The organism is Stenotrophomonas sp. 610A2 (assembly GCF_030549615.1).
Lineage (GTDB): Bacteria > Pseudomonadota > Gammaproteobacteria > Xanthomonadales > Xanthomonadaceae > Stenotrophomonas > Stenotrophomonas pigmentata.
On the sequence record NZ_CP130832.1, the window covers coordinates 1154755 to 1180302 of the forward strand.

Sequence of the window (25548 nt, forward strand, 5' to 3'; positions counted from 1 at the left end):
GCCAAAGCCAAAGCCAAAGCTACCCCTCCCCAGCCCTCCCCTATGCTTCGCATAAGGGAGGGAGCAAAGCCTGTGCTGCATAAGGGAGAGGGCGTATTACGTCCCTTCCGCCAAACGCGCCAGCTCATCCACCTGGTGCTCGTGCTGCAGGCGTGCGATCAGGTCGTCCAGGCCGCCTTCGATGATGTTGGGCAGGTCGTACAGGGTCAGGCCTTCGACGCGGTGGTCGGTGATGCGGCCCTGCGGGAAGCTGTAGGTTCGGATGCGCTGGCTGCGGTCGCCACTGCCTACCTGCAGGCGGCGCGACTCGGCCTGCGCTGCGGCCTGCTTGCTGCGTTCGGCATCCAGCAACTGCGCTTTCAGGCGTTTCATCGCCTTGTCGCGGTTGGCGTGCTGGCTGCGCTCGGTCTGGCATTCCACCACCACGCCGCTGGGAATGTGGGTGATGCGGATCGCCGACTCGGTCTTGTTGACATGCTGGCCACCGGCGCCGGAGGAGCGGAACGTGTCCACCTTCAGGTCTGCCGGATTGATCACCACGTCTTCGACATCATCCGCTTCGGGAATGATCGCCACCGTCGCTGCCGAAGTGTGGATGCGGCCCTGCGATTCGGTGGCCGGCACGCGCTGCACACGGTGGGTGCCGGATTCGAACTTCAGCCTGGAATAGGCACCGCGGCCAACCACGCGTGCCACGATTTCCTTGTAGCCGCCGTGTTCGCCGGGGCTGTCGGATTCGATTTCCACCTTCCAGCCCTGGCGCTCGGCATAGCGGGCGTACATGCGGAACAGATCGCCGGCGAAGATCGCCGCCTCGTCGCCGCCGGTGCCGGCGCGCACTTCCAGGAACAGGTTGCCTTCGTCGCGCGGGTCACGTGGCACCAGCAGCAGCGCCAGTTCTTCGTCCAGCGCCTGCAAGCGGGCCTGGGCGGCGCTGATTTCTTCCTCGGCCAGCTCGCGCAGTTCAGGATCGGCGCGCATGGCTTCGGCCGAGGCCAGGTCCTCGAGTGCGCGGGCCTCGTTGGCCAGCGCGGTGGCGATGGGTTCCAGTTGCGAGAACTCACGGGAAAAATTGCGGAAGCGCTCGTTGTCGGCGACCACGTCGGGGTCGGAAAGCAGGCGTTCCAGTTCTTCTCGGCGCTCGGCCAGTGCCAGCAGCTTACGGCGCAGGGTCGGCGTCATCATTCCTCGCAACAGGGTGGTGATACCCGGGCGTTGCCGGGAACAGGCGCTCGGCGGCGCGGGTGAGGTCGGTGTCGCCATCTTGCGCGGCTTGGCGCAGGGCGGCAGTGGGTGGGTGCAGCAGGCGGTTGGTCAGGCCGTGCGCCAGCTGCTCCAGTACTTCGTCGGGCAGTTTGCCATGCGCCAGCTGCTGCCGGGCCTTGGCCAGCAGCTCGGCGCGGGTTGCCTCGCCAAACGCACGCAGCTGCCGGATCGGTGCCTGCAGGCGGGTGGCGCGCAGGTTGTCCAGGTAACGGGTGACCTGCAGGTCGATGATGGATTCGGCTTCGGCGGCGGCCTCGCGGCGGCCACGGCGGTTTTCTTCCACCGCCCGCTCCAGGTCATCCACGGTGTACAGATAGGCATCGGCCAGTTTGCCAACCTCGGCTTCGATATCGCGCGGCACGGCCAGGTCGAACAGCAGCATCGGCTTGTGCCGGCGCAGGCGCAGTGCGTTGGCGACCTGGCGGTGCAGGATCACCGGTTCGCGCGCGGCGGTGGCTGAGAACACCACGTCGGCTTCGCCCAGGTGACGCTCCAGTTCGGCCAGTGGCAGCGCCACGCCGCCGTGACGGCTGGCCAGGTCCTGCGCATTGGCGACGGTACGATTGGCGATCAGCAGTCGCTTCACCTTGGCGTCGCTCAGGTGCTTGGCGACCAGCTCCATGGTTTCGCCGGCGCCCACCAGCAGCACGGTGGATTCATCCATGCGCGCGAACGAGTCCTGCGCCAGCCGCACCGCGGTGGAGGCCACCGAGATTGGATTGGCGCCGACGCGGGTGTCGGTGCGGGCACGCTTGGCCACGGAGAAGGTCTGCTGGAACAACCGATCCAATTGTTGCCCAATTGCGCCGCTGTCGTGGGCCAGCGCCCAGGCGTCCTTGACCTGCCCCAGGATCTGCGGCTCGCCCAGCACCATTGAATCCAGCCCGGTGGCGACCCGGAACAGGTGGCGTACGGCTTCACCGTCGCTGTGCTGGTACAGATAGCCTTGCAGGCTGCCGGCATGGTGTTCCAGCCAGTGGCTCAAGGCCTTGCTGTCCTCGGCAACGGCGTACAGCTCGGTGCGGTTGCAGGTGGAGAGCAGGACCGCCTCGGCCAGCTGCGGGGTCTGCCGCAGTGAATCCATCGCGCGCGGCAAGGCGTCTCCGCCAAAGGCAGCCCGTTCGCGCAGTTCTACCGGCGCAGTCTGGTGATTCAGTCCGAGCACCCACAGGGTCATCTGTTCAGTTGCTTGCGATAAGCTGCTGGCTGTTGAAGGCCGCCATTTTACGGCCCGGTTGCGTCAGATGCCCGTATTCAATCGCATATGCACCGTTCTGTTGCTTTCCCTGCCGGTTTTTCCGGTGCTGGCGGCCCCGGCTGCGCCGGTTCAGGCGCCATTGGCCGCCGAAGGCCTGCCGCTGACCCCGGTGCTGGCCGGCGAGTTCTCGCTGCAGGCTGGCAAGCTGCCCGATGCCGCCCGCTGGTACCTGCAGGCGGCCCAGGAGGCCAAGGGCGACGTAGGCCTGGCCGAGCGTGCCACCCGCATCGCCATGCTGGCCGATGACGCCGACCGCGCCGAGCAGGCGCTGGCCCTGTGGGCACAGCGCGACCCCGGTTCGGTAGCGGTGCGCGGTACCCGCGGTGCGCTGGCCATGCGCAATGGCGACACCAAGCTGGCCCGCAAGGAATTGCTGGCGGTGCTGCGCTCACCTGAACCGCGCGCCTGGCGCTATGCGCTGCTGGCCCTGGCCACCGGTGGGCGAGACCCGGCGGTGCCGGCGCAGGTGCTGGGCATGCTGGTGGATGCCAATGCGATTCCCAACGATCTGGAGGCCTGGCAGGAATTTGGCCGGCTGGCCCTGCGCATGGAACGGCCAGAGCTGTCACGGCGGATGGTGGGCGAGGTGGTCCGGCGCTTCCCGGATGAGCCTCGGGTGGCGCTGCTGCATGCTTCCCAGCTCAACCAGGCCGGCAAGAAGGACGAGGCGCTGACCCTGCTCAAGGGCATCGAGCCCAAGGCAGAAAAGGACGACGAGCTGCGCGGCGCGCTGGCCATCGCCTATGACACGCTGGGCGAAACCGCTGCTGCCGAGCATGTGCTGTCCGTCGGTGAGCAGAACCTGCAGAGCTGGGGCATGCGTGCCTCATTGCTGGCCAAGCAGAAGGACGATGCCGGGTTGCTGGCGCTGTACCAGGACATCGCGGCCAAGGCCAGCAAGCCCGATCCGGACCAGCGCCTGCTGCTGGGCAAGATCGCCGAATACCTGAAACGCTACCAGGAGGCCGTGGACTGGTACCACGGCGTGCCCGGTGGCGAACACCGCGGTGAGGCGCAGCTGCGCGCGGTCAATGCGCTGTACTTGATGGGCGACAAGGCGCGGGCGTCCAAGGACGTGCAGGCGGTGCAGGCCGATACCTCGTTGGATGACGACGTGCGCCGCGATGCCTATCTGCTCGAATCCGAGCTGCAGCTGCGCGACGGTCAGACCCAGGCCGAATTGGATGTATTGGCTCGCGGCCTGGCTGCATTCCCTGACGACAGTGCCTTGCTCTACGCCCGCGCGCTGGCCTGGGAGCGCAACGACAATGTGCCGCGCGCGGAGGCCGATCTGCGCAAGGTGCTGGTTGCCGAGCCCGAGAACGTGGCTGCGTTGAACGCGCTGGGCTATACCCTGGCCGACCGCACCCAGCGTTATCAGGAAGCATTGGAGTTGATTGACCGTGCGCGCGTCGCCGAGCCGGACAATGCGGCCATCGTCGACAGCTATGGTTGGGTGCTGTATCGGCTGGGCCGTAACGACGAGGCGCTGGTGCATCTGCGCCGCGCCTGGACCTTGAACAAGGACCCGGAAATCGCCGCACACGTTGGCGAGGTGCTGTGGGTGCTGGGGCAGAAGGACGAAGCCAAGCGCTTCTTCGATGAGGCCCGCAAGCTGGATCCGGATAACCGCGCGCTGCAGCGTGCGATCGAAAAGTTGGGTGCATGAACGTAATGATGTGGCGGGCGCCGTTGGCGCTTCTGATGGTAGGAACGCTGGCGGCCTGTGGTTCGGTGCCCAAGCGCCAGGCGGCACCGGTCGCGGCTGAAGTTGCGCAGGTGTCGGCGCAGGCGCAGGCGGCGGAGCAGCAACGGCAAGCTGCCTTGCAGGCGCAGCCGAACTGGTCTTTCCAGGGCCGGGTGGCGATCAGCAAGGGGCGTAACGGCGGCAATGGCCGGATTGACTGGTTGCAACAGGGGGCGGCCTATCAGGTCAGCTTGGCCGCGCCGGTTACCCGCCAGAGCTGGCAGCTCAGCGGTGGTGCGCCTGGGCAGGTGGTACGCCTGGAAGGGCTGGAAGGCGGCACGCGCACGGCCGATGACGCCGGCGAGCTGCTGTTGCAGGCCACAGGTTGGGAGATTCCGGTCGCCCAGCTGGCCGAGTGGGTGCGTGGTCTGCCAAGTGCAGGCGTACGCCCGGAGCACCTTGGCTTTGACGCCGAAGGCCGGCCACGGGTGCTGCGCCAGCAGGGCTGGCAGGTGGATTACCTGGATTGGTATCCGGCCGAGGCGGGGCGTCCGTCGTTGCCGCGCCGGATTGAGGCGGTCAATGGCGATGCCAAGGTTCGTCTGATTGTTGATGAATGGGGTACGGACGCAGCATGAGCGCGGTTAACGATGCTGCGGGCTGGTCGTACTGGCCGGCCCCGGCCAAGCTGAATCTGTTCCTGCATATCACCGGCCGTCGCGCTGATGGTTACCACGTGCTGCAGACCGTATTCCGGTTGCTGGATTGGGGTGATCGTATTGGCCTGCGCCTGCGTGAAGACGGCCAGGTGCGTCGCGACGGCCCGTCCGTGGCTGGCGTTGCCGAGGCCGATGACCTGGTGGTTCGTGCGGCTATCGCGCTGAAAAATGCGGCCAATTGCGATCAAGGTGTCGATATCCGGGTCCAAAAGCGGATTCCTGCCGGTGGCGGCTTTGGTGGCGGCTCCTCCGATGCGGCCACCGTGCTGGTGGCGCTGAACGCCCTGTGGGGCACCGGCCTGGATGAGGATGCGTTGGCGGCGCTTGGTGTGCGTCTGGGCGCCGATGTCCCGGTATTCGTGCGCGGGCGCAGCGCCTGGGCCGAAGGCGTGGGCGAATTGCTGACGCCGATGGAGTTGCCGGAAGCATGGTATTTGCTGGTGGATCCGGGCGTTCATGTGCCCACGGCTGAACTTTTCCGTTCGCAGCATTTGACGCGGGATGCCAAGCCCGTGAAAATAGCGGACTTCGCTTCCGGGACCGTCCTCGGAAATGCGTTCGAGCCGGTACTACGGCGCCAGGAACCTGCCATCGAGGCGACGTTCCAGGCCTTGTCAGGTATTGGTCGGGCACGACTCACGGGGTCGGGAAGCGGTTGTTTCGTCGAGTTCGCCACACGCGCTGCTGCAGAGCAGGCTTTGGCGGAGTTGCCGCCGCAACTGCGAGCATGGGTAGCTGCGGGCGTTGATCGCTCGCCACTGCTGGATGCGCTGGATACGACGGGAATTGTTTGATGCAGGGGCGTCGCCAAGAGGCCCAAGGCACCAGGTTTTGATCCTGGCATTCGTAGGTTCGAATCCTACCGCCCCTGCCACTCACTCCCAACGCTGTAAGCGCAATGGATGTGCGCCAGTCACACCTGCGCCATCACTGCAGTACTCACGTTTCCATTTGCTACTCGCCCCCGCCCGAGAGAGCTGTCATGCAAGATTCCCCGAACCTGCTGGTCTTTTCCGGCAATGCCAACAAACCTCTTGCACAGAGCATCTGCAAGGAACTCGGGGTAAGGCCGGGCAAGGCGCTGGTTTCCAAGTTCTCCGACGGTGAAGTGCAGGTCGAGATCCAGGAAAACGTGCGCAAGCAGGACGTTTTCGTCGTTCAGCCGACCGGTGCTCCCAGCGCCGAGAACCTGATGGAACTGCTGGTGATCATCGACGCGCTCAAGCGCGCGAGCGCCGCATCCGTCACCGCGGTGGTGCCGTACTTCGGTTACGCCCGCCAGGATCGCCGCATGCGCTCCTCGCGCGTGCCGATCACCGCGAAGGTTGCTGCAAAGATGTTCTCGGCCGTGCATACCGACCAGATCCTCACGGTCGACCTGCACGCCGATCAGATCCAGGGTTTCTTCGACATGCCGGTCGATAACGTCTATGCGTCGCCGCTGCTGCTGGCCGACATCTGGCGTGTCTACGGCACCGACAACCTGATCGTGGTCAGCCCGGACGTAGGCGGCGTGGTACGCGCCCGCGCCGTGGCAAAGCGCCTGGATGATGCCGACCTGGCCATCATCGACAAGCGCCGTCCGCGTGCCAACGTCGCCACCGTGATGAACATCATTGGTGACGTCGAGGGCAAGACCTGCGTGATGGTCGACGACATCGTCGACACCGCCGGCACCCTGTGTGCTGCTGCTGCCGCCCTCAAGGCGCGCGGTGCACTCAAGGTTGCCGCGTACTGCACCCACGCCGTGCTCTCGGGCCCGGCGGTGGACAATCTGAACAACTCCCAGCTCGATGAGCTGGTGGTGACCGACACGATTCCGCTTTCCGAAGTGGCCCGCGTCTGTCCCAAGATCCGCCAGATCAGCGTGGCCGAAATGCTGGCCGAGACGATGCGCCGCATCGCCTTCGGTGAGTCGGTCAGCTCGATGTACGTGGATTGATGCATCCGGTCCCCGGCTTGCCGGGGATCATCACGGGCTCTTCTGGTCGCGGAAGAGTCTTTACGCAACGCCGCGAGGCGATGCAACAACCTAGAGTAGTCAACAATGGCAAATTCCCACGAAATCAAAGTCGCCCGTCGTGACGTGCAAGGTCAGGGTGCGAGCCGCCGCCTGCGTCACGAAGGCGTGGTCCCGGGTATCGTTTACGGTGGTGACAAGGAGCCGGTGAAGGTCCAGTTCAACCACAACGAAATCTGGCTGGCCCAGTTCAACGATTGGTTCTACTCGTCGATCATCGACCTGAACCTCGACGGCACCATCCACAAGGTGCTGCTGCGTGACATGCAGCGTCACCCGTACAAGCAGCTGGTCATGCACCTGGATTTCCAGCGCGTGAACGAAAATGAAGTGCTGCACGCTTCGGTGCCGCTGACCTTCATCAACGAAGACACCTCGCCGGCTGGCAAGGCTGCCGACGTGCTGGTCACCCACGAACTGAAGGAAGTGTCGATCGCTTGCTTGCCGAAGGACCTGCCGGAGTCGATCGAAGTCGACCTGGGCGAGCTGAAGGCTGGCGACATCATCTACCTGTCGGGCCTGAAGCTGCCGGCTGGCGTGGAAATTCCGGCTCTGAAGCTGGGCAAGGGCCATGACGACGCCGTTGTCATCGCCAAGACCGCCGCTGCAGAAGAAGCAGCAGCCGAGTAATCGGCTATGTTGCGCCCGCTCTTCGGAGTGGGCGCAGCAGGTGTATCTGACAGATGACTGGCTTGCGATTGATCGTTGGTCTGGGCAACCCCGGACCCGAACACGCCCGGACCCGGCATAATGCCGGGTTTCATTTCGTTGAGGCCCTGGCAGAGCGGCAGGGCGCGCGCTGGGCGCTGGAAAGCAAATTGTTTGGCGAAGTCGCCAAGGTCGAGATTGCCGGGCAGCCGGTATGGCTGTTGAAGCCGGCGACCTACATGAACCTCTCTGGCAAATCGGTCACCGCCGCACAGCGGTTCTGGAAGATCGAGCCGGAAGAAACCCTGCTTGCCCACGACGAACTGGACATGCCGCCCGGCGTGGCCCGGCTCAAGTTTGACGGCGGTCATGGCGGCCAGAACGGCCTGCGTGACACCATCCGCCTGCTCGGTCATGGCAAGTTCCACCGTCTGCGTCTTGGCATCGGCCATCCCGGTCACAAGGATCGCGTGGTGGGTTGGGTACTGGGCCGTCCGTCGCCGGACGACACCGTGCTGATGGCACAGGCCATCGATGCGGCCATCGACGTGATGCCGTTGGCGGTAGCCGGCGACTACAGCGAAGCAATGAAGCGTCTGCACACCACCAAGTGAGCAGGAAATGGGGAATGCGGAATGGAATGGCAGCAAGCCTTTCCGGTTCCTCATTCCCGATTTTCCATTCACGGGAGTTCAAGCATGGGTATCAAATGCGGCATCGTCGGTCTGCCCAATGTCGGCAAGTCGACCCTGTTCAATGCGCTGACCAAGGCGGGTATCGCTGCGGCCAACTTCCCGTTCTGCACGATCGAGCCGAACACCGGCGTGGTGCCGGTGCCGGATCCGCGCCTTGATGCGCTGGCAGCCATCGTCAAGCCGGAGCGGGTGATCCCGACCACGATGGAGTTCGTCGACATCGCCGGCCTGGTCGCCGGTGCGTCCAAGGGTGAAGGCCTGGGCAACAAGTTCCTGGCCCACATCCGCGAGACCGACGCCATCGCCCACGTCGTGCGCTGCTTCGAAGACGGCAACGTCATCCACGTGGCCAACAAGGTCGACCCGATCGCCGACATCGAAACCATCGATACCGAGCTGGCGCTGGCCGACCTGGAATCCGTGTTGAAGGCACTGGATCGCGCTACCCGCGCGGCCAAGGCCAACGACAAGGAAGCGCTGGCCCGCAAGCCGGTGCTCGAGAAGCTGGCTTCGGCGCTGGATCAGGGCAAGTCGGCGCGTGCCGCCGGCCTGGATGCCGATGAGAAGGCGCTGATCCGTGACATGTTCCTGATCACGCTGAAGCCGCTGATGTACATCGCCAACGTCGCTGAAGACGGCTTCGAGAACAATCCGCTGCTGGATGTGGTGCGTGCCCGTGCCGCGGCCGAAGGTGCCGAAGTGGTGCCGGTGTGTGCGGCCATCGAAGAAGAAATGGCGCAGCTGGACGACGCCGACCGCGACGAGTTCCTCAAGGACCTGGGTCTGGAAGAGCCGGGCTTGAACCGCGTGATCCGTGCCGGCTACAAGCTGCTCGGCCTGCAGACCTACTTCACCGCAGGTGTGAAGGAAGTCCGCGCATGGCAGCTGCGCGCCGGTTCCACCGCGCCGCAGGCGGCAGGCGTGATCCATACCGACTTCGAGCGTGGCTTCATCCGTGCCGAAACCATCAGCTACGAGGACTTCATCAACCTCAAGGGTGAGCAGGGCGCCAAGGAAGCCGGTCGTCTGCGCCTGGAAGGCAAGGACTATATCGTCAAGGAAGGCGACGTGCTGCATTTCCGCTTCAACGTCTGATTCCGGCGACGTTGCTGCAGCCACAAGGCCCCGCATTGCGGGGCCTTGTTGTATGTAGGGTTTGGTATGTGGTCAATAATTCGCCACGTTTTCGAAACCGTTGCGGCGCAAGGCCTGCGCAGGGTTGTCCACAGCCTTCTCCATTCATTGCACACAGCGGTTGTGGAGAAACACCAATGCCCGGCGCTTGCTTGTGGGGGCGGCATAAGCCGCGAGGCTGGTATGGCTGAAGCATCGAGCAACTACGCAACCTGATGATGTACGAGCTTCGCGGCTGACGCCGCTCCCACAAGACGGGCGTGGCAGCTGCTTTTGTAGGAGCGGCGTAAGCCGCGAAGCTGGCATAGCTGAAGCTCTGGGCATCTACGCAACCTGCCGATGCATCTGCTTCGCGACTGACGTCTCTCCCACAAGAGCGGCGTGGCAGCTGCTTTTGTAGGAGCGGCGTAAGCCGCGAAGCTGGCATGGCTGAAGCTCAGGGCATCTACGCAACCTGATGGTGCATGTGCTTCGCGGCTTACGCCGCTCCTACAAAGAAGCCGCAGGCCTTCGTTGCAGTGCATTGGCCAAAAATTCACCGCCATTCTGAAAGCATTGCAGCGCAAGGCCTGCACGCAGTTGTCCACAGTCTTCTCCATCCATTGCACACAGTGGCTGTGGAGAAGAGCCCATTGTGTAGCCTCCGGAATGCCGGTCAGCGGTAGCACCAGAACCTACACAAACAACAAGGCCCGCCAATGGCGGGCCTTGTTGCGAAACGGAGCAGCAGTGCGTGACTTACAGCGCGGCACCACCGAACTTGTGCGTGTACTGCAGGTTGATCTGCCGGCCAACGCTATCGAACCAGGAGATGTCGTAATACGGATACGACGAGTAGGTCGGATCCTTGGGCGGCATCTTGTTGAACAGGTTCACCACCGACAGGGTCAGACGCGAGTGGTCGTCGAAACGGTACTGCAGCGATGCGTTGTAACGATAGGTGGCGCGGATGTATGGACCCGGATCGCCGTCTTCCCACACCTGGTCATAGGACCAGCTGTTGGGCAGCTTGCCCAGGCGCTGGCCGTAAACCGTGGCAGCCCAGGCATCTTTCTCCCAGCTGACGCTGGCACTGGTCTTGGTGCGGGGGATGTCGAAGCCGCTGTTGACCGCGAACTGATCCTTGATCTCATCGCCAGCATACTGCTGGAAGTCGTGCTTCTTCACCCAGGTGTGTGCGCCGCTGAAGGTGAACTGGCCTATGCCGGTCTGCAGGCGATAGCGCACGCCGACGTCGACGCCCTCGGTGGATTCCTTGGCGACGTTGATTGGATTGACGTAGATGCCGTAGAGAGAGCCGTTGGAGTTGCGGGTAACGCGGGAGACGGCATCCACGCAGGTGGGTGAACTCATGTCCTTGTCACCGAGCCGGCATGCCGCCTCGTCGCGGAGGATCTGGTCCACGCTCATGTCCTGGACCTGATCGCGCATGTCGATGTTGAACCAGTCGGCAGAGATATCCAGGCCACTGATGGGTGACCAGACAAAACCGGCGGTCCACGATGTGCTGGTTTCCGGGTCGAGGTTGCGATTGCCTTCGCGGGTGCGGATCAGGCCCTCGCTGTAGTCTTCCGGATCGTCGCCGTTTTCCAGAGCATAGTTGTACCAGTCGACGCCGCTGGTCTCGTCATTGCCGATGCCGGAATACACGTAGTGCAGATCAGGGGCGCGGAAAGCGGTGCCGTAGGAGCCGCGGACGAGCAGCGAGTCGATCGGGCGCCACTCAAGGCCCGTGCTCCAGGTGGCCTTGCCGATGCTGTTGCCGGAATAACGGTACTGGTCATAGCGACCGGCCACGCTCCAGTTCAGGCTCTCGTGCAGTGGCATGCGCAGTTCCGCGGCACCTGCCCAGCGATTGCGGCTGCCCTTGCCGTCCGAATCTTTCCAGCTGTAGTAGTAGTATTGGGTGGCCAGCGGATCGGGGTTCAGCGAGTAGGACTGGCGCCCCAACTCGACCGTGCCGGCAAAACCAGCGTCACCACCGGGCAGGCTGAACAGCTCGCCCTTGCTGACCGTCAGCGAGAGGGTGCCGGTCTCGGATTTGGGCTTGTACACCGAACGTGCGGCAATGGAGTCGTACTCGCTGCGGCTGAGCGGGCGATACAGGCGCTCCGGATCGGCGTTGTAGATCGGGAAGCCATCGTCATCCTCACCCAGCTGCGGGCCGAGGAACAGTGCATTTGCCTTGGCGGCGACGATCTGTGGCCAGCTTATCTTTGCGCGGTACTGCGAGTAGCTCAGTGCTGCTTCGTAATCCCAGCTGTCTGCCCAGGTGCCCTTGAAACCGGTGGTCACGCCAAAGGTCTTCTGCGTGGTTTCAATCATATTGCGTCTCAGTCCGCCCATTTCTTCCGGGGTGAACTGACGCTGCCAGAATTCCACCTGATCAGTGGCCTGGTTGTAGAAATAACCTTCCTCGTTGCCGTCGGCGGCCATGTGGCTCCACGAGGTGACGTCCCGGAACATCGAGACGTCGTGGTAACCCATCTGCACATCGGCAAACCATTCGCTACCGTTGTCAAAGGCATAGCTCATCGACGCATAGCCGTTTACACCGCGGCGCTTGCTGATGATGGTGCCGTAGCCGATGGCCTCGTCGCTGCCGCAGTAGTTGCCGTAATTGGGGCGGTAGCCATAGTAGGTGGTACCACCGTTCTGGCTGGCCAGTGCGTCACAGGTTGCCTGGCCCGGATCGATGTAGTCGTCGTACCAGTCGGTGCGCAGGAAGCCTCGACGCGGTGCCCGTGAGGCGGCCGTCGGGCCATCCTTGGTGGAATCCTGGATGTCGCGTTCATAGGCCCACAGCGGCGTTTGCGATTGCATTTCCAGGCTGTAGATACCGCTGAAGCGCCCTTTTTCGAAACCGCTCACCAAGCTGATGTCGAACGACTCACCACCGCCTTCGCTGGTGATGCCCATGCGTGCATCGACGGTGGTGCCATCGGCATGCTTCTTGAGGATGAAGTTGACCACGCCGGAGATCGCGTCCGAGCCGTAAATAGCCGAAGCGCTGCCTGTCAGTACTTCGATGCGTTCAATCATGCCCAAAGGAATATTGGAGATGTCCGTGAAGTTGCTGCGGCCCTTGAACGGCATCGGGAAGTCGGCGATGCGGCGACCGTTGACCAGGACCAGGGTGTGGTTGGGGCCTAGCCCGCGCAGGTCAACCTGCTGTGCGCCCGGCGAGAAGTCCGCGCCGCTCGAAGACTGCTGGCTCTGCGTCTCGCCGCCGTTCTGGGTCATCGCGCGGAGTACGTCCGGCACGCTGGTGAAGCCAGCGGCCTTGATCTCTTCGGCCGTCACCACGGTGACCGGCGCCGGGCCTTCCACCTGGGCGCGCGGGATGCGCGAGCCGGTGACCTGCACCGTATCGAGTTGTTGCGGTTGGCCCTGGGTGGCGGTCTGCGCCAGGGCGGGGGCGGCCATCGACAGCAGGGCCAGTTGGATTGAACACACCATTGCGTGCTTACGCATGAATCAGCTCTCTGATGAAAAGTGTCCGAATTTGTCCTGTCGGCATGTCGGGAAATGCCGGCCAACCCTGTCTGTAATGTGAATGGGGTCACCGCATCTAACACCTTTTTTACACGCTTGACCACTGCCAGAAAGTCTGGCATTACAGCTGTAAGCGGTTACATACATCGGGTAGAGGGCGCTATGAAACGTAAGAGTTCCTGGCTGGGGCGAGTGGTCCTGGCTTTCGCAGCGATTGCTGCGGCGGGCGTGGTCCACGCCGAGGATTCGCGCGGCATCAGCGCTGCTGGCTACCGCTACTACGAAGTGGGCGACCTGGATGCGCCACGCCCGGGCAAGACCGAGGCGGCCATGATGTTGATGGGCGGCGGCGACTGGGTGCCGGAAGCCTTCCACTGGTGGGTGGAGCGGGCAGGGCACGGCCGCGTGGTGATCCTGCGCGCCTCCGGCGACGACAACATGCAGAAGGAGTTGTACTACGACATCGGCGGCGTCACTGCGGTGCAGACGCTGGTGTTCGACAGCCGCAAGGCAGCCGACGATCCGGCCGTGCTGCGGGTAGTGCGTGGCGCCGATGCCATTTTCATCGCTGGCGGCGACCAGTCGCGCTATATCCGCTTCTGGAAGGGCACCCAGCTCAATACGCTGCTCAACGAGCATGTCCGCGCTGGCAAGCCGATTGGCGGCACCAGTGCCGGCCTGGCCATCCTTGGCGGCTATGCCTACGGCGCATTGGACGGCGGCAGCGTCAACTCGCCGGCCGCCCTGAGCGATCCGATGGGCAGCGAGGTGACCATGGACAAGGATTTCCTGACCATGCCCTACCTGTCGAACGTTGTGACCGACACCCATTTCGCCAAGCGCGACCGCCTCGGTCGACTGATTGTCTTCGTCGCCCGTGCCGCGCAGGACAAGGGCCAGGACGACATCGTCGGCATCGGCGTGGATGAGGACACCGCGCTGTGCGTCGAGGCTGATGGGCGCGGCCGGGTGTATTCGCTGATTGACGGCTATGCGTGGCTGGTGATGCCGCGCCGCACGGCCGACCGCCTGAGCAATGGCGAACCATTGGAATTCAGCTCGATTCCGGTGACCGGCGTAGGTGCAGGCAGTCGCCTGCACCTGGATGGGTTCAAGGTCGACAACGCGGCATTCACCGCGGTGGCCAGTGTCGTGGACGGTGAGTTGCAGCTCCACCCCAACTGAGTGCTGCTGATCAGTAAGGAAGAGGGGCTTCGGCCCCTTTTTTGATGCGCGCAGGTGGCGCAGCAACCCGGTCGGGCCGGCTGCCAATACCTGGTGTGTGTCGGAAAAGCCGCAGCCGATGCTGCGGTGACTGTTCAGACTGGCTGGCACCTGCCTAGAATCGGGCTTCCATTCGGGAGCAAAGAAAGATGAAGCTGACTTCTGCGGTACTGCTGGGCCTGGCGTCGCTGTCCTCGGGGGCTGCAGCTGCAGCGGAGGTCTCTCCCTTGCTGGTCATCCATGGTGGCGCGGGTGTGGAGCGCAAGGATTTCAGTGCCGCCGAAGAGCGTGCGGCGCGCGCTGCGCTGACCGAAGCGCTGCGCCAAGGGCATCAGGCCCTGGCCGCCGGCAAACCTGCGCTGGATGCGGTGACTGCCGCGATCACCGTGCTGGAAAACGATCCGACCTTCAACGCAGGCCGTGGCGCGGTGTTCACCCATGACGGCAAGAATGAGTTGGATGCCTCGTTGATGGATGGCGCCACGCTGCGCGCCGGTGCCGTCGCAGGCGTGCATACCGTCAAGAACCCGATCCTGCTGTCGCGCGCGGTGATGGAGCATTCGCCGCACGTGATGATGGTGGGGCAGGGCGCGGAGATGTTTGCCGCCGAGCAGAAGATCGAGCTGGTGGATCCGTCCTACTTCCGCACCGAGAAGCGCTGGGAGCAGCTGCAGCGTGCATTGAAGGAAGAAGCGGCAGGGCAGGCTCATGTCGACCTGGAAACCGCCAAGCATTTCGGCACCGTTGGTGCGGTTGCGCTGGACAACCAGGGCAAGCTCGCCGCGGGAACCTCCACGGGTGGCATGACCAACAAGCGCTATGGGCGTGTTGGTGATTCGCCGATCATCGGTGCCGGTACCTATGCCAATGATCAGTGCGCGGTTTCGGGCACGGGCTGGGGCGAGTACTACATCCGCCTGTCGGTGGCGCATGAGATCTGTGCACGCATGAAGTACTTGAAGGAAACACCGGTGCAGGCTGGCGATGAAGTCATCGTCAAGCGCATTCCCGAGCTCGGTGGTGATGGTGGCGGCATCGTTCTGTCCGCTGATGGCAAGGCTGCAATGCCGTTCAATACCGAAGGCATGTATCGCGGTTGGATTGGTGCCGATGGCGTGCCGCATGTGGCGATTTTTGCCGACGAAAAGATTAAGATGCCCGGCGAGTGATCGGCACCGCCGGTGCAGAAAAAGAAATTTCACCGAATGTGAAGATTTCTGTTGACAGCATCGGCGCTGATCACCAAAATAGCGAGCTCACCCACCCCTGACCGGCAAGGCCGCGGTCCTCGACAAGGGAGTGGAATGGAGGGATACCCAAGCGGCCAACGGGGGCAGACTGTAAATCTGCTGGCTTACGCCTTCGGTGGTTCGAATCCACCTCCCTCCACCAGTTTTATGTTGTGACGTGTTTTCCCGGTGCGGGAGTAGTTCAACGGTAGAACCTTAGCCTTCCAAGCTAATGGTGCGGGTTCGATTCCCGTCTCCCGCTCCATTGAACGAAATGAAAAAACACGGCATAATAGACAACTCGCTCACGTAGCTCAGTCGGTAGAGCACCTCCTTGGTAAGGAGGAGGTCGAAGGTTCGATTCCTTTCGTGAGCACCATCTTGCCGATAGTGCACAACCAATTCGTTACCGAGAAGAAGCAGCCATGTCAAAGGGTAAGTTCGAGCGTACCAAGCCGCACGTCAACGTCGGCACCATCGGCCACGTCGATCATGGCAAGACCACGCTGACCGCCGCACTGACCAAGATCGGTGCTGAGCGCTTCGGTGGCGAGTTCAAGGATTACTCCTCGATCGACGCCGCGCCGGAAGAAAAGGCACGTGGCATCACGATCTCGACCGCGCACGTTGAGTACGAATCCGCGACCCGTCACTACGCCCACGTGGATTGCCCGGGCCATGCTGACTACGTCAAGAACATGATCACCGGTGCTGCCCAGATGGACGGCGCGATCCTGGTCTGCTCGGCTGCTGACGGCCCGATGCCGCAGACCCGCGAGCACATCCTGCTGTCGCGTCAGGTCGGCGTGCCGTACATCGTCGTGTTCCTGAACAAGGCCGACATGGTTGACGATGCCGAGCTGCTGGAACTGGTCGAAATGGAAGTCCGCGAGCTGCTGAGCAAGTACGACTTCCCGGGCGACGACACCCCGATCGTGCACGGTTCGGCTCGTATGGCGCTGGAAGGCGACCAGAGCGACATCGGCGTGCCGGCCATCCTGAAGCTGGTCGATGCACTGGACAGCTGGATCCCGACCCCGGAGCGCGACGTCGACAAGCCGTTCCTGATGCCGGTGGAAGACGTGTTCTCGATCTCGGGCCGCGGCACCGTGGTGACCGGTCGTATCGAGCGCGGCGTGATCAAGGTCGGCGAAGAAATCGAAATCGTCGGTATCCGTCCGGTCCAGAAGACCACCGTCACCGGTGTGGAAATGTTCCGCAAGCTGCTCGACCAGGGGCAGGCAGGCGACAACGCCGGTCTGCTGCTGCGCGGCACCAAGCGTGACGACGTTGAGCGTGGCCAGGTTCTGGCCAAGCCGGGCTCGATCAAGCCGCACACCCAGTTCGAAGCTGAGGTGTACGTGCTGTCGAAGGATGAGGGCGGCCGTCACACCCCGTTCTTCAAGGGCTACCGTCCGCAGTTCTACTTCCGTACCACCGACATCACCGGTGCGGTTGAGCTGCCGGAAGGTGTCGAGATGGTGATGCCGGGCGACAACGTGAAGATGGTTGTCACCCTGATCAACCCGGTGGCAATGGACGAAGGCCTGCGCTTCGCAATCCGCGAAGGTGGCCGTACCGTCGGCGCCGGCGTGGTCGCCAAGATCATCGCGTAATAGCCTGTAGGCCAGCAGTAACTGCTGTTGGTTGCGCGGATGGCGGGCCGGGTAACTCGGTCCGCCTTCGCCGTCTAAGGTGTTGTGTAACAGTCAAGTCATACGCCAGTAGCTCAATTGGCAGAGCAGCGGTCTCCAAAACCGCAGGTTGGGGGTTCGAGTCCCTCCTGGCGTGCCACTTGCAACTCTCTATCCAGTGACCTTGGTCGCACCTGCAACAAGAGTCGGATGAACAGCAAGATCGAACATTCCAAGTCCGCTGCCTCTGGTGGCGATATCGTCAAGTACGTCGGCGCTGCGCTGTTGGTGCTGGCGGGTCTGTTTGTCTGGTTCTGGTTTGCCGATCAGCCACGAGCTGCCCAGTTGGGCGCATGGGCCGGTCAGTGGCGCGCGCTGGCGGTGGTTGTGGGTCTGGTGGCTGGTGGTGCAGTGTTCATGCTGACCACGAAGGGTCGTCAGACAATCGAATTCCTTTCTGAATCCCGTTTCGAGCTGCGCAAGGTTGTGTGGCCGACCCGCCAGGAAGCTATCCGCATGACGTGGGTGGTGGTTGTGGTGGTGATCGTGTTGAGCCTGTTGTTGGGTGGCTTTGACTTCGTGATCCAGAAGCTGACCCAGTGGTTCCTGGGTCGTTAAGGAGATATCTGTGAAGCGTTGGTACGTCGTTCACGCCTATTCAGGTTTTGAGAAGTCGGTTGCGCAGGCGTTGCGTGATCGCATTGCGCGTGACGAGATGCAGGAGCTTTTCGGTGACGTGCTGGTCCCCACGGAAGAAGTGGTGGAAATGCGCGCTGGCCAGAAGCGCCGCTCCGAGCGCAAGTTCTTCCCGGGTTACGTGCTGGTACAGATCGAGACCCACGAAGAAGCCGGTATCCCGCGTATCGACAACGAAAGCTGGCACCTGGTCAAGGAAACCCCGAAGGTCATGGGTTTCATCGGTGGCACTGCCGACCGTCCTCTGCCGATCCAGGACAGCGAAGCCGCTGCGATCCTGAATCGCGTTCAGGAAGGTGTCGAGAAGCCGCGTCCGAAGGTGCTGTTCGAGCCGGGCCAGATGGTCCGTGTCACCGAAGGCCCGTTCAACGATTTCAACGGCGTCGTCGAAGAAGTCAATTACGAAAAGAGCCGCCTGCGCGTCTCGGTGCTGATCTTCGGTCGCGCCACCCCGGTCGAGCTTGAGTTCGGCCAGGTCGAGAAGGCGATCTGATCCCTGCGTGCCACCTGTTCAGGTGGTGTCGCAAAAAGCTGCTACAATTTTCGGCTCCCCAGAGAGGGAGCAAATCAAGGGCTGCCGAGAGGTGGCCTTTGGTGCGATTTCACAACGCGATGCCGGGACGCGTGATTCCCGGTCCGATGGGGAGCCTGTTGTCGCAAGGCGCTAGCACCCGGAGAGCACTCTAATGGCAAAGAAAGTTGTCGGTTATATCAAGCTGCAGGTAAAGGCCGGTCAGGCCAATCCCTCGCCGCCGGTCGGTCCTGCGCTGGGTCAGCGTGGCCTGAACATCATGGAATTCTGCAAGGCGTTCAACGCCGCTACGCAGAAGCTGGAACCGGGTCTGCCGGTGCCGGTGATCATCACGGCCTATTCGGACCGTACGTTCACCTTCATCACCAAGAGCACCCCGGCGACCACGCTGCTGAAGAAGGCCGCTGGCATTTCTTCGGGCTCGAAGAAGCCGAACACCGACAAGGTGGGCAAGGTTACTCGCGCGCAGCTGGAAGAAATCTGCAAGGCAAAGGAGCCGGATCTGACGGCTGCCAGCCTTGACGCCGCCGTGCGTACGATCGCGGGTTCTGCCCGTTCCATGGGCCTGGTGGTAGAGGGTTAATCTGATGGCACAGACCAAGCGTGAGAAGGCCATCAAGGCCGCTATCGTCCCGGGCAAGGCATACGCCTTCGAGGACGCAATCAACATCCTGAAGACCGCCACCAAGGCCAAGTTCGTCGAGTCGATCGACGTGGCCGTGCGTCTGGGCGTGGATGCCAAGAAGTCCGACCAGCAGGTTCGCGGTTCCACCGTGCTGCCCGCCGGTACCGGCAAGTCGGTCCGCGTTGCCGTGTTCGCTCCGGCCGGTGCCAAGGCTGACGAAGCCCTGGCTGCTGGCGCCGAAGCCGTCGGCATGGACGACCTGGCTGAAAAGATGCAGGCCGGCGATCTGAACTATGACGTCGTCATTGCTACCCCGGACGCGATGCGCGTTGTCGGTAAGCTGGGCACCCTGCTGGGCCCGCGTGGCTTGATGCCGAACCCGAAGGTCGGCACCGTTTCGGCCAACCCGGGCGAAGCCGTCAAGAATGCCAAGTCGGGTCAGGTGCGTTACCGCACCGACAAGGCCGGCATCATCCACTGCACCATCGGCAAGGCCAGCTTCGAAAACGGCGCGCTGCAGTCGAACCTGCAGGCACTGCTGGTTGACCTGATCAAGGCCAAGCCGGCCACCTCGAAGGGCCTGTACCTGCAGAAGGTGTCGGTCAGCTCGACGATGGGCCCGGGCGTGACTGTTGACCAGTCCTCGCTGACCCTGAAGTAATTGTTTCAAGCGGCCTCGGTACCTTTGGTGCCGAGGCCGTCATTTTGAAGGCGTCGCGCAGGGTGACCTGCGTGGAGCCGTCAAAGACCGCAGGCGCGGTCAGCGCATACCGGCGACGGGCATGGAAGCTCGATTTGGCAAGGAGTCGCCGCCGGCACAGCGAGATCGCTTAATCGATTCGTCCTCGAATCACCCTGCGTAGATGGTGCCGCCCTTCTGGATTTTTCTGGTTCACGTACGTCCGGGTTCACCCGGGTTTGCACTCCAGCTCTAGAACGGCCACCACCGGAGCATCACCCGATGTTCCCGGCGTCCAGGACGGATGCCGCCCAGGACCGCACACGGCTAGGAGCCGTAAGCGGAATATGTTTGAAGCAGGGTGTTGAGGTTCGGCCAGGGAGGCCTGCAGCAGTGGCAATGCCACTCTTGCCAGTCCCCGATCCCGAATCACCAATCCCAGCTTAAACGGAGGAGTGCAATGGCTCTCAATCTGTCCCAGAAGCAAGAAGTAGTCGCCGAGCTGGCAGACGTCGCCGCCAAGGCCCACTCCTTGATCGCAGCCGAATACGCTGGCACCACGGTCGCTCAGATGACCGCGATGCGTAAGCAGGCTCGTGAAACCGGTGTTTTCTTGAAGGTTGTCAAGAACACGCTGGCCTCGCGCGCCGTTGAAGGCACCGATTTCGCAGTCGCAAAAGACCAGATGGTTGGTCCGCTGCTGTATGCGTTCTCGCTTGAGGAGCCCGGCGCAGCCGGTCGCCTGATCAAGGAAGCCGCCAAGGGTAACGACAAGCTGAAGGCGAAGGTCGTGGCAATCGGTGGGGAAATCTTCCCGGCCAGCCACGTCGACGTGCTGGCATCGTTGCCGACCCGTGATCAGGCACTGGCCATGTTGGCCCGCGTCCTGACCGAGCCGGTCACCATGTTCGCCCGCGCCGTCAAGGCTATCGGTGAGAAGCAGGAAGGTGGCGCAGCGGAAGCTGCAGCGCCGGCCGCTGAAGCTGAAGCCGTCTAAGTTCGACGTCCACGTGGTTCCTCACGGAACCTCAATCCAGAATATTTTCAAAAGGTAATCAAAATGTCCCTTACCAACGATCAGATCGTCGACGCAATCGCCGAAAAGTCCCTGATGGAAGTGATGGAGCTGGTCAAGGCCATCGAAGAGAAGTTCGGCGTGTCGGCTGCTGCCCCGGTTGCAGTTGCTGCTGCTGGCCCGGCTGCTGTTGTTGAAGAGCAGACCGAATTCAACGTCATCCTGAAGGATGCCGGCGCGAAGAAGGTCGAAGTGATTAAGGCTGTCCGCGCCATCACCGGCCTGGGCCTGAAGGAAGCGAAGGACCTGGCTGAAGCCGGCGGCGTCGTGAAGGAAGGCGCTTCGAAGGAAGACGCCGACAAGTTCAAGAAGGAACTGGAAGCCGCCGGCGCGACCGTCGAGCTGAAGTAATCAGTTCTTGCATCGTCATCGATTCGAGGCGATGCAGCCAAGGCTGGGGGCGTAAAGCCCCCGGCCTTTGGTCGTTTCAAACCGTTGTAATGCCGGGCATGCCCGGTTGCAACGGGGCAGGGCCCAGCTCGGTGCAGTGCCGGGCCATGCTCGGCAAGCAGCAACTGGCGGGCTCGGCCCGGCAGGCAAGAGAAAGACCAACGTGGCAAGTGTCAGGCGCTGCGCTCCAGACGATGGAGTGAACCGCAGCCGATGCAAGCGAGTTGGCAGTTGGAAGTAGCAATAGAAGGCGTGCTGGTGCCGGCAATACCAGCGACTTCCAACTGACAATTTCAAGTTTCCCTACGGGTCGTGGACGCACGGCTCGCACAACAAGGTGGAAGACCTCATGACGTCCTATTCGTACACCGAAAAAAAGCGCATCCGCAAAGATTTCGGCAAGCAGCGCTCGATCCTCGAAGTGCCGTTCCTGCTCGCCATCCAGGTTGATTCGTACCGCGAATTCCTGCAGGAGAACATCGATCCGGCCAAGCGCTCCGACCACGGCCTGCATGCTGCGCTGAAGTCGGTGTTCCCGATTTCCAGCTACAGCGGCAATGCTGCCCTGGAATACGTCGGCTACAAGCTCGGCGACCCGGTGTTTGACGAGCGCGAGTGCCGCCAGCGTGGCATGAGCTACGGCGCGCCGCTGCGCGTCACCGTGCGCCTGGTCATCTACGATCGCGAATCGTCCACCAAGGCGATCAAGTACGTGAAGGAGCAGGAGGTCTATCTGGGCGAAATCCCGCTGATGACCGACAACGGCACCTTCATCGTCAACGGTACCGAGCGCGTCATCGTGTCGCAGCTGCACCGTTCGCCGGGCGTGTTCTTCGACCACGACCGTGGCAAGACCCACAGCTCGGGCAAGCTGCTGTACAGCGCCCGCATCATTCCGTACCGCGGTTCCTGGCTGGACTTCGAGTTCGACCCGAAGGACGCACTGTTCACCCGTATCGACCGTCGCCGCAAGTTGCCGGTGTCGGTGCTGCTGCGTGCGCTGGGCTACAACAACGAAGAGATGCTGGCCGAGTTCTTCGAGGTCAACACCTTCCACATCAACCCGGACGAAGGCGTGCAGCTGGAGCTGGTGCCGGAGCGTCTGCGTGGCGAAACGCTGGGCTTCGACCTAGCCGATGGCGACAAGGTCATCGTGGAAGCCGGCAAGCGCATCACCGCGCGCCACATCAAGCAGCTGCAGGCGTCTGGCATCGCAGCGCTGGCCGTGCCGGACGACTACCTGGTCGGCCGCATCCTGTCGCACGACGTGGTTGATTCCAACACCGGTGAGCTGCTGGCCCAGGCCAACGACGAAATCAGCGACGAGCAGCTGCAGAACTTCCGCAAGGCGGGTGTGGATGCAGTGGGCACGCTGTGGGTGAACGATCTGGATCGTGGCCCGTACCTGTCCAACACCCTGCGCATCGATGGCACCAAGACCCAGCTCGAAGCGCTGGTCGAAATCTATCGCATGATGCGTCCGGGCGAGCCGCCGACCAAGGACGCCGCGCAGAACCTGTTCCACAACCTGTTCTTCACCTTCGAGCGCTACGACCTGTCCACGGTCGGCCGCATGAAGTTCAACCGTCGTGTCGGCCGCAAGGAAGTCACCGGTGAGTCGGTGCTGTATGACCGCAAGTACTTCGGCGAGCGCAACGACGAGGAATCCAAGCGCCTGGTCGCCGCACACGGCGAAGGCTCCGACATCCTGGACGTGATCAAGGTGCTGACCGAGATCCGCAACGGTCGCGGCGTGGTCGATGACATCGATCACCTGGGCAACCGTCGCGTGCGTTCGGTCGGCGAAATGGCCGAGAACGTGTTCCGCGTGGGCCTGGTCCGCGTCGAGCGCGCGGTCAAGGAGCGCCTGTCGATGGCCGAGTCGGAAGGCTTGACCCCGCAGGAACTGATCAATGCCAAGCCGGTGGCTGCCGCGATCAAGGAATTCTTCGGCTCCTCGCAGCTGTCGCAGTTCATGGATCAGAACAACCCGCTGTCGGAAGTGACGCACAAGCGTCGCGTCTCGGCCCTGGGCCCGGGCGGCCTGACCCGCGAACGCGCTGGCTTCGAAGTGCGCGACGTGCACCCGACCCATTACGGCCGCGTCTGCACCATCGAAACGCCGGAAGGCCCGAACATCGGCCTGATCAACTCGCTGGCCGTGTTCGCACGCACCAACAAGTACGGCTTCCTGGAAACCCCGTACCGCAAGGTGCATGACGGCAAGGTCTCCGACGAGGTCGAGTTCCTGTCGGCCATCGAAGAGAACGAGTACGTGATCGCCCAGGCCAATGCGCTGGTCGATTCCAAGAACCTGCTCACCGAGCAGTTCGTACCGTGCCGCTTCCAGGGTGAGTCGCTGCTCAAGCCGCCGGCAGAAGTCCACTTCATGGACGTCTCGCCGATGCAGACCGTGTCGGTCGCTGCCGCGCTGGTTCCGTTCCTGGAGCACGATGACGCAAACCGTGCACTGATGGGCGCCAACATGCAGCGCCAGGCCGTGCCGACCCTGCGTGCGCAGAAGCCGCTGGTGGGTACCGGTATCGAACGCGCCGTTGCGCGTGACTCGGGTGTGACCGTGAACGCCCTGCGTGGTGGCCAGATCGTGCAGATCGACGCCGGCCGCATCGTGGTCAAGGCCAACGAGAACGAGATCACCGATCCGGCAGATGCCGGCGTGGATATCTACAACCTGATCAAGTACACCCGTTCGAACCAGAACACCTGTATCAACCAGCGTCCGCTGGTGAACGTGGGTGACGTGATCGCGCGCGGCGACGTGCTGGCCGATGGCCCGTCCACCGACATCGGTGAACTGGCGCTGGGTCAGAACATGCTGATCGCCTTCATGCCGTGGAACGGCTACAACTTCGAAGACTCCATCCTGCTGTCCGAGCGTGTGGTCGAGGAAGATCGTTACACCACGATCCACATCGAAGAACTGACCTGCGTTGCACGTGACACCAAGCTGGGGCCGGAGGAAATTTCCGCCGATATCCCGAACGTGTCCGAGCAGGCGCTGAACCGTCTGGACGAGTCCGGCGTGGTGTACATCGGTGCGGAAGTGCGCGCCGGCGACATCATGGTTGGCAAGGTCACGCCGAAGGGCGAGAGCCAGCTGACCCCGGAAGAGAAGCTGCTGCGCGCGATCTTCGGCGAGAAGGCTTCCGACGTTAAGGACAGCTCGCTGCGCGTTCCGCCGGGCATGGATGGCACCGTCATCGACGTGCAGGTCTTCACCCGCGACGGCATCGAGAAGGACAAGCGCGCACGCCAGATCGAGGAAAACGAGATCAAGCGCGTCAAGAAGGACTTCGACGACCAGTTCCGCATCCTGGAAGGCGCCATCTACGCACGTCTGCGTTCGCAGCTCGTGGGCAAGGTTGCCAACGGCGGCGCCAGCCTGAAGAAGGGTGACGTGATCACCGATGCGTTCCTGGACGGCCTGAAGAAGTCCGACTGGTTCACCCTGCGCATGAAGGACGAGGACGCCTCCGAAGCCATCGAGCGCGCCCAGATGCAGATCCAGGCGCACGAGAAGGAATTCGAGCGTCGCTTCGCCGACAAGCGCGGCAAGATCACCCAGGGCGACGATCTGGCACCGGGCGTGCTGAAGATGGTCAAGGTGTTCCTGGCCGTGAAGCGTCGCATCCAGCCGGGTGACAAGATGGCAGGCCGCCACGGTAACAAGGGTGTGGTCTCCAACGTGGTGCCGGTCGAAGACATGCCGTACATGGCTGACGGCAACACCGTGGACATCTGCTTGAACCCGCTGGGCGTGCCGTCGCGTATGAACATCGGCCAGATTCTGGAAGTGCACCTGGGCTGGGCCGCAAAGGGTCTGGGCAAGCGCATCCAGGGCATGCTGGAACAGCAGCGTGCGGTCAGCGAACTGCGTGAGTTCCTGGGCAAGATCTACAACCATGACTCGGCCGTTGCCGAGCAGCGCGTGGACCTGTCGCAGTTCAGCGACGAAGAGCTGATCAGCCTGGCCAAGAACCTGACCGACGGCGTGCCGATGGCAACCCCGGTGTTCGACGGTGCGGCGGAAGAAGAAATCCGTGAAATGCTGAATCTGGCCTACCCGGATGAAGCACCGGAAACCGCTCGCCTGGGCTTCAACGCGAGCAAGACGCAGATGCAGCTGTATGACGGCCGCACCGGCGAAGCCTTCGACCGCAAGACCACGGTCGGCTACATGCATTACCTGAAGTTGAACCACTTGGTCGACGACAAGATGCATGCCCGTTCGACCGGTCCGTACTCGCTCGTCACCCAGCAGCCGCTGGGCGGCAAGGCGCAGTTCGGTGGTCAGCGCTTCGGTGAAATGGAAGTCTGGGCACTGGAAGCCTACGGCGCGGCCTACACCCTGCAGGAAATGCTGACGGTGAAGTCCGATGACGTACAGGGCCGTAACCAGATGTACAAGAACATCGTCGACGGTGAGCACGAGATGGTTGCGGGCATGCCGGAATCCTTCAACGTTTTGGTGAAGGAAATCCGCTCGCTGGCCATCAACATGGAACTGGAAGGCGGTTGATT

At 62.7% G+C, this 25548-nt stretch carries 20 protein-coding genes and 5 tRNA genes; 22 read left to right on the forward strand and 3 right to left on the reverse strand.

From position 1 onward, the window contains the following. Nucleotides 1-96: 96 nt before the first annotated feature. The gene (gene prfA / locus Q5Z11_RS05080) at nt 97-1182 is read right to left on the reverse strand and encodes a peptide chain release factor 1 (RefSeq protein ID WP_303749978.1); all 1086 of its coding nucleotides are present in this window, start codon (nt 1180-1182) and stop codon (nt 97-99) included. Next, nucleotides 1160-2443: a glutamyl-tRNA reductase gene (gene hemA / locus Q5Z11_RS05085; protein ID WP_303749013.1), complete on the reverse strand. Its 1284-nt coding sequence runs from the start codon at nt 2441-2443 to the stop codon at nt 1160-1162. The genes prfA and hemA overlap by 23 nt, the downstream gene beginning before the upstream one ends. A 67-nt stretch (nt 2444-2510) precedes the next feature. Here hemA and Q5Z11_RS05090 point away from each other — a divergent pair, with 67 nt between their 5' ends. The 8 genes from Q5Z11_RS05090 to ychF all read left to right on the forward strand — a co-directional run bounded on the left by Q5Z11_RS05090 (nt 2511) and on the right by ychF (nt 9388). Beyond that, on the forward strand, nt 2511-4193 hold the full coding sequence (locus Q5Z11_RS05090; RefSeq protein ID WP_303749014.1) for a tetratricopeptide repeat protein: 1683 nt from the start codon (nt 2511-2513) through the stop codon (nt 4191-4193). After that, complete coding sequence (lolB, locus tag Q5Z11_RS05095) at nt 4190-4849, forward strand: lipoprotein insertase outer membrane protein LolB (RefSeq protein WP_303749015.1); 660 nt, start codon at nt 4190-4192, stop codon at nt 4847-4849. The genes Q5Z11_RS05090 and lolB overlap by 4 nt, the downstream gene beginning before the upstream one ends. Next, on the forward strand, nt 4846-5724 hold the full coding sequence (ispE, locus tag Q5Z11_RS05100) for a 4-(cytidine 5'-diphospho)-2-C-methyl-D-erythritol kinase (protein ID WP_303749016.1): 879 nt from the start codon (nt 4846-4848) through the stop codon (nt 5722-5724). The genes lolB and ispE overlap by 4 nt, the downstream gene beginning before the upstream one ends. Before the next feature lie 3 nt (nt 5725-5727). Next, a tRNA-Gln gene (locus Q5Z11_RS05105) sits at nt 5728-5804 on the forward strand. A gap of 108 nt (nt 5805-5912) precedes the next feature. Beyond that, entirely contained in the window at nt 5913-6872 is a 960-nt protein-coding gene (locus tag Q5Z11_RS05110; protein ID WP_282267136.1) for a ribose-phosphate diphosphokinase, read from the forward strand. A 105-nt stretch (nt 6873-6977) separates the two neighbouring features. Beyond that, complete coding sequence (locus Q5Z11_RS05115) at nt 6978-7580, forward strand: 50S ribosomal protein L25/general stress protein Ctc (RefSeq protein ID WP_282267139.1); 603 nt, start codon at nt 6978-6980, stop codon at nt 7578-7580. Between the two features lie 53 nt (nt 7581-7633). Next, nucleotides 7634-8212 carry an aminoacyl-tRNA hydrolase gene (gene pth, locus Q5Z11_RS05120; protein ID WP_303749017.1) on the forward strand — a complete coding sequence of 193 codons (579 nt, stop codon included), beginning with the start codon at nt 7634-7636 and terminating at the stop codon, nt 8210-8212. A gap of 84 nt (nt 8213-8296) precedes the next feature. Further along, nucleotides 8297-9388 (forward strand): redox-regulated ATPase YchF, encoded by a 1092-nt coding sequence (gene ychF / locus Q5Z11_RS05125; protein ID WP_296252459.1) that lies wholly within the window; start codon nt 8297-8299, stop codon nt 9386-9388. 777 nt (nt 9389-10165) lie between these two features. Here the strand turns inward: ychF and Q5Z11_RS05130 are convergent. Beyond that, nucleotides 10166-12901 (reverse strand): TonB-dependent receptor plug domain-containing protein, encoded by a 2736-nt coding sequence (locus tag Q5Z11_RS05130; RefSeq protein ID WP_303749018.1) that lies wholly within the window; start codon nt 12899-12901, stop codon nt 10166-10168. Nucleotides 12902-13063: 162 nt separating this feature from the next. Between Q5Z11_RS05130 and Q5Z11_RS05135 the strand changes: the two genes are divergently transcribed. The 14 genes from Q5Z11_RS05135 (at nt 13064) to rpoB (ending at nt 25546) form a co-directional block, all read left to right on the forward strand. Continuing rightward, on the forward strand, nt 13064-14107 hold the full coding sequence (locus Q5Z11_RS05135; protein ID WP_405051678.1) for a cyanophycinase: 1044 nt from the start codon (nt 13064-13066) through the stop codon (nt 14105-14107). A gap of 188 nt (nt 14108-14295) precedes the next feature. Continuing rightward, nucleotides 14296-15315: an isoaspartyl peptidase/L-asparaginase family protein gene (locus Q5Z11_RS05140; protein WP_303749020.1), complete on the forward strand. Its 1020-nt coding sequence runs from the start codon at nt 14296-14298 to the stop codon at nt 15313-15315. Between the two features lie 137 nt (nt 15316-15452). Next, nucleotides 15453-15538 (forward strand) — tRNA-Tyr (locus tag Q5Z11_RS05145). 28 nt (nt 15539-15566) lie between these two features. Further along, a tRNA-Gly gene (locus Q5Z11_RS05150) sits at nt 15567-15640 on the forward strand. 38 nt (nt 15641-15678) lie between these two features. Continuing rightward, nucleotides 15679-15754: transfer RNA gene (locus tag Q5Z11_RS05155), tRNA-Thr, on the forward strand. A 46-nt stretch (nt 15755-15800) separates the two neighbouring features. Then, on the forward strand, nt 15801-16991 hold the full coding sequence (gene tuf / locus Q5Z11_RS05160) for an elongation factor Tu (RefSeq protein ID WP_303749021.1): 1191 nt from the start codon (nt 15801-15803) through the stop codon (nt 16989-16991). A 102-nt stretch (nt 16992-17093) separates the two neighbouring features. After that, a tRNA-Trp gene (locus Q5Z11_RS05165) sits at nt 17094-17169 on the forward strand. A gap of 50 nt (nt 17170-17219) precedes the next feature. Next, a complete protein-coding gene (secE, locus tag Q5Z11_RS05170; protein ID WP_303749022.1) occupies nt 17220-17627 on the forward strand; it encodes a preprotein translocase subunit SecE in 408 nt (135 codons plus the stop codon). Between the two features lie 10 nt (nt 17628-17637). Further along, entirely contained in the window at nt 17638-18198 is a 561-nt protein-coding gene (gene nusG / locus Q5Z11_RS05175; protein ID WP_057630031.1) for a transcription termination/antitermination protein NusG, read from the forward strand. A 193-nt stretch (nt 18199-18391) separates the two neighbouring features. Further along, nucleotides 18392-18820 (forward strand): 50S ribosomal protein L11, encoded by a 429-nt coding sequence (rplK, locus tag Q5Z11_RS05180; RefSeq protein WP_057630030.1) that lies wholly within the window; start codon nt 18392-18394, stop codon nt 18818-18820. A 4-nt stretch (nt 18821-18824) separates the two neighbouring features. Then, a complete protein-coding gene (gene rplA, locus Q5Z11_RS05185) occupies nt 18825-19523 on the forward strand; it encodes a 50S ribosomal protein L1 (RefSeq protein ID WP_303749023.1) in 699 nt (232 codons plus the stop codon). Nucleotides 19524-20001: 478 nt separating this feature from the next. After that, a complete protein-coding gene (gene rplJ, locus Q5Z11_RS05190) occupies nt 20002-20538 on the forward strand; it encodes a 50S ribosomal protein L10 (RefSeq protein WP_303749024.1) in 537 nt (178 codons plus the stop codon). A 63-nt stretch (nt 20539-20601) separates the two neighbouring features. Beyond that, nucleotides 20602-20967, forward strand: coding sequence for a 50S ribosomal protein L7/L12 (rplL, locus tag Q5Z11_RS05195; protein ID WP_303749025.1), 366 nt, complete (start codon nt 20602-20604; stop codon nt 20965-20967). A gap of 388 nt (nt 20968-21355) precedes the next feature. Beyond that, on the forward strand, nt 21356-25546 hold the full coding sequence (rpoB, locus tag Q5Z11_RS05200) for a DNA-directed RNA polymerase subunit beta (protein WP_303749026.1): 4191 nt from the start codon (nt 21356-21358) through the stop codon (nt 25544-25546). The last annotated feature ends 2 nt before the right edge of the window (nt 25547-25548 follow it).

What these genes read in the sequence shown, in the direction of transcription:
- rplJ (WP_303749024.1), top strand. Translation starts at nt 20,002, where the DNA reads ATGGCTCTCAATCTGTCCCAGAAGCAAGAAGTAGTCGCCGAGCTGGCA.
- rpoB (WP_303749026.1), top strand. Translation starts at nt 21,356, where the DNA reads ATGACGTCCTATTCGTACACCGAAAAAAAGCGCATCCGCAAAGATTTC.
- secE (WP_303749022.1), top strand. Translation starts at nt 17,220, where the DNA reads ATGAACAGCAAGATCGAACATTCCAAGTCCGCTGCCTCTGGTGGCGAT.
- rplL (WP_303749025.1), top strand. Translation starts at nt 20,602, where the DNA reads ATGTCCCTTACCAACGATCAGATCGTCGACGCAATCGCCGAAAAGTCC.
- rplK (WP_057630030.1), top strand. Translation starts at nt 18,392, where the DNA reads ATGGCAAAGAAAGTTGTCGGTTATATCAAGCTGCAGGTAAAGGCCGGT.
- Q5Z11_RS05115 (WP_282267139.1), top strand. Translation starts at nt 6,978, where the DNA reads ATGGCAAATTCCCACGAAATCAAAGTCGCCCGTCGTGACGTGCAAGGT.
- Q5Z11_RS05090 (WP_303749014.1), top strand. Translation starts at nt 2,511, where the DNA reads ATGCCCGTATTCAATCGCATATGCACCGTTCTGTTGCTTTCCCTGCCG.
- tuf (WP_303749021.1), top strand. Translation starts at nt 15,801, where the DNA reads ATGTCAAAGGGTAAGTTCGAGCGTACCAAGCCGCACGTCAACGTCGGC.
- ispE (WP_303749016.1), top strand. Translation starts at nt 4,846, where the DNA reads ATGAGCGCGGTTAACGATGCTGCGGGCTGGTCGTACTGGCCGGCCCCG.
- ychF (WP_296252459.1), top strand. Translation starts at nt 8,297, where the DNA reads ATGGGTATCAAATGCGGCATCGTCGGTCTGCCCAATGTCGGCAAGTCG.
- prfA (WP_303749978.1), bottom strand. Translation starts at nt 1,182, where the DNA reads ATGACGCCGACCCTGCGCCGTAAGCTGCTGGCACTGGCCGAGCGCCGA.
- Q5Z11_RS05130 (WP_303749018.1), bottom strand. Translation starts at nt 12,901, where the DNA reads ATGCGTAAGCACGCAATGGTGTGTTCAATCCAACTGGCCCTGCTGTCG.
- pth (WP_303749017.1), top strand. Translation starts at nt 7,634, where the DNA reads ATGACTGGCTTGCGATTGATCGTTGGTCTGGGCAACCCCGGACCCGAA.
- Q5Z11_RS05110 (WP_282267136.1), top strand. Translation starts at nt 5,913, where the DNA reads ATGCAAGATTCCCCGAACCTGCTGGTCTTTTCCGGCAATGCCAACAAA.
- Q5Z11_RS05140 (WP_303749020.1), top strand. Translation starts at nt 14,296, where the DNA reads ATGAAGCTGACTTCTGCGGTACTGCTGGGCCTGGCGTCGCTGTCCTCG.
- rplA (WP_303749023.1), top strand. Translation starts at nt 18,825, where the DNA reads ATGGCACAGACCAAGCGTGAGAAGGCCATCAAGGCCGCTATCGTCCCG.
- hemA (WP_303749013.1), bottom strand. Translation starts at nt 2,443, where the DNA reads ATGACCCTGTGGGTGCTCGGACTGAATCACCAGACTGCGCCGGTAGAA.
- lolB (WP_303749015.1), top strand. Translation starts at nt 4,190, where the DNA reads ATGAACGTAATGATGTGGCGGGCGCCGTTGGCGCTTCTGATGGTAGGA.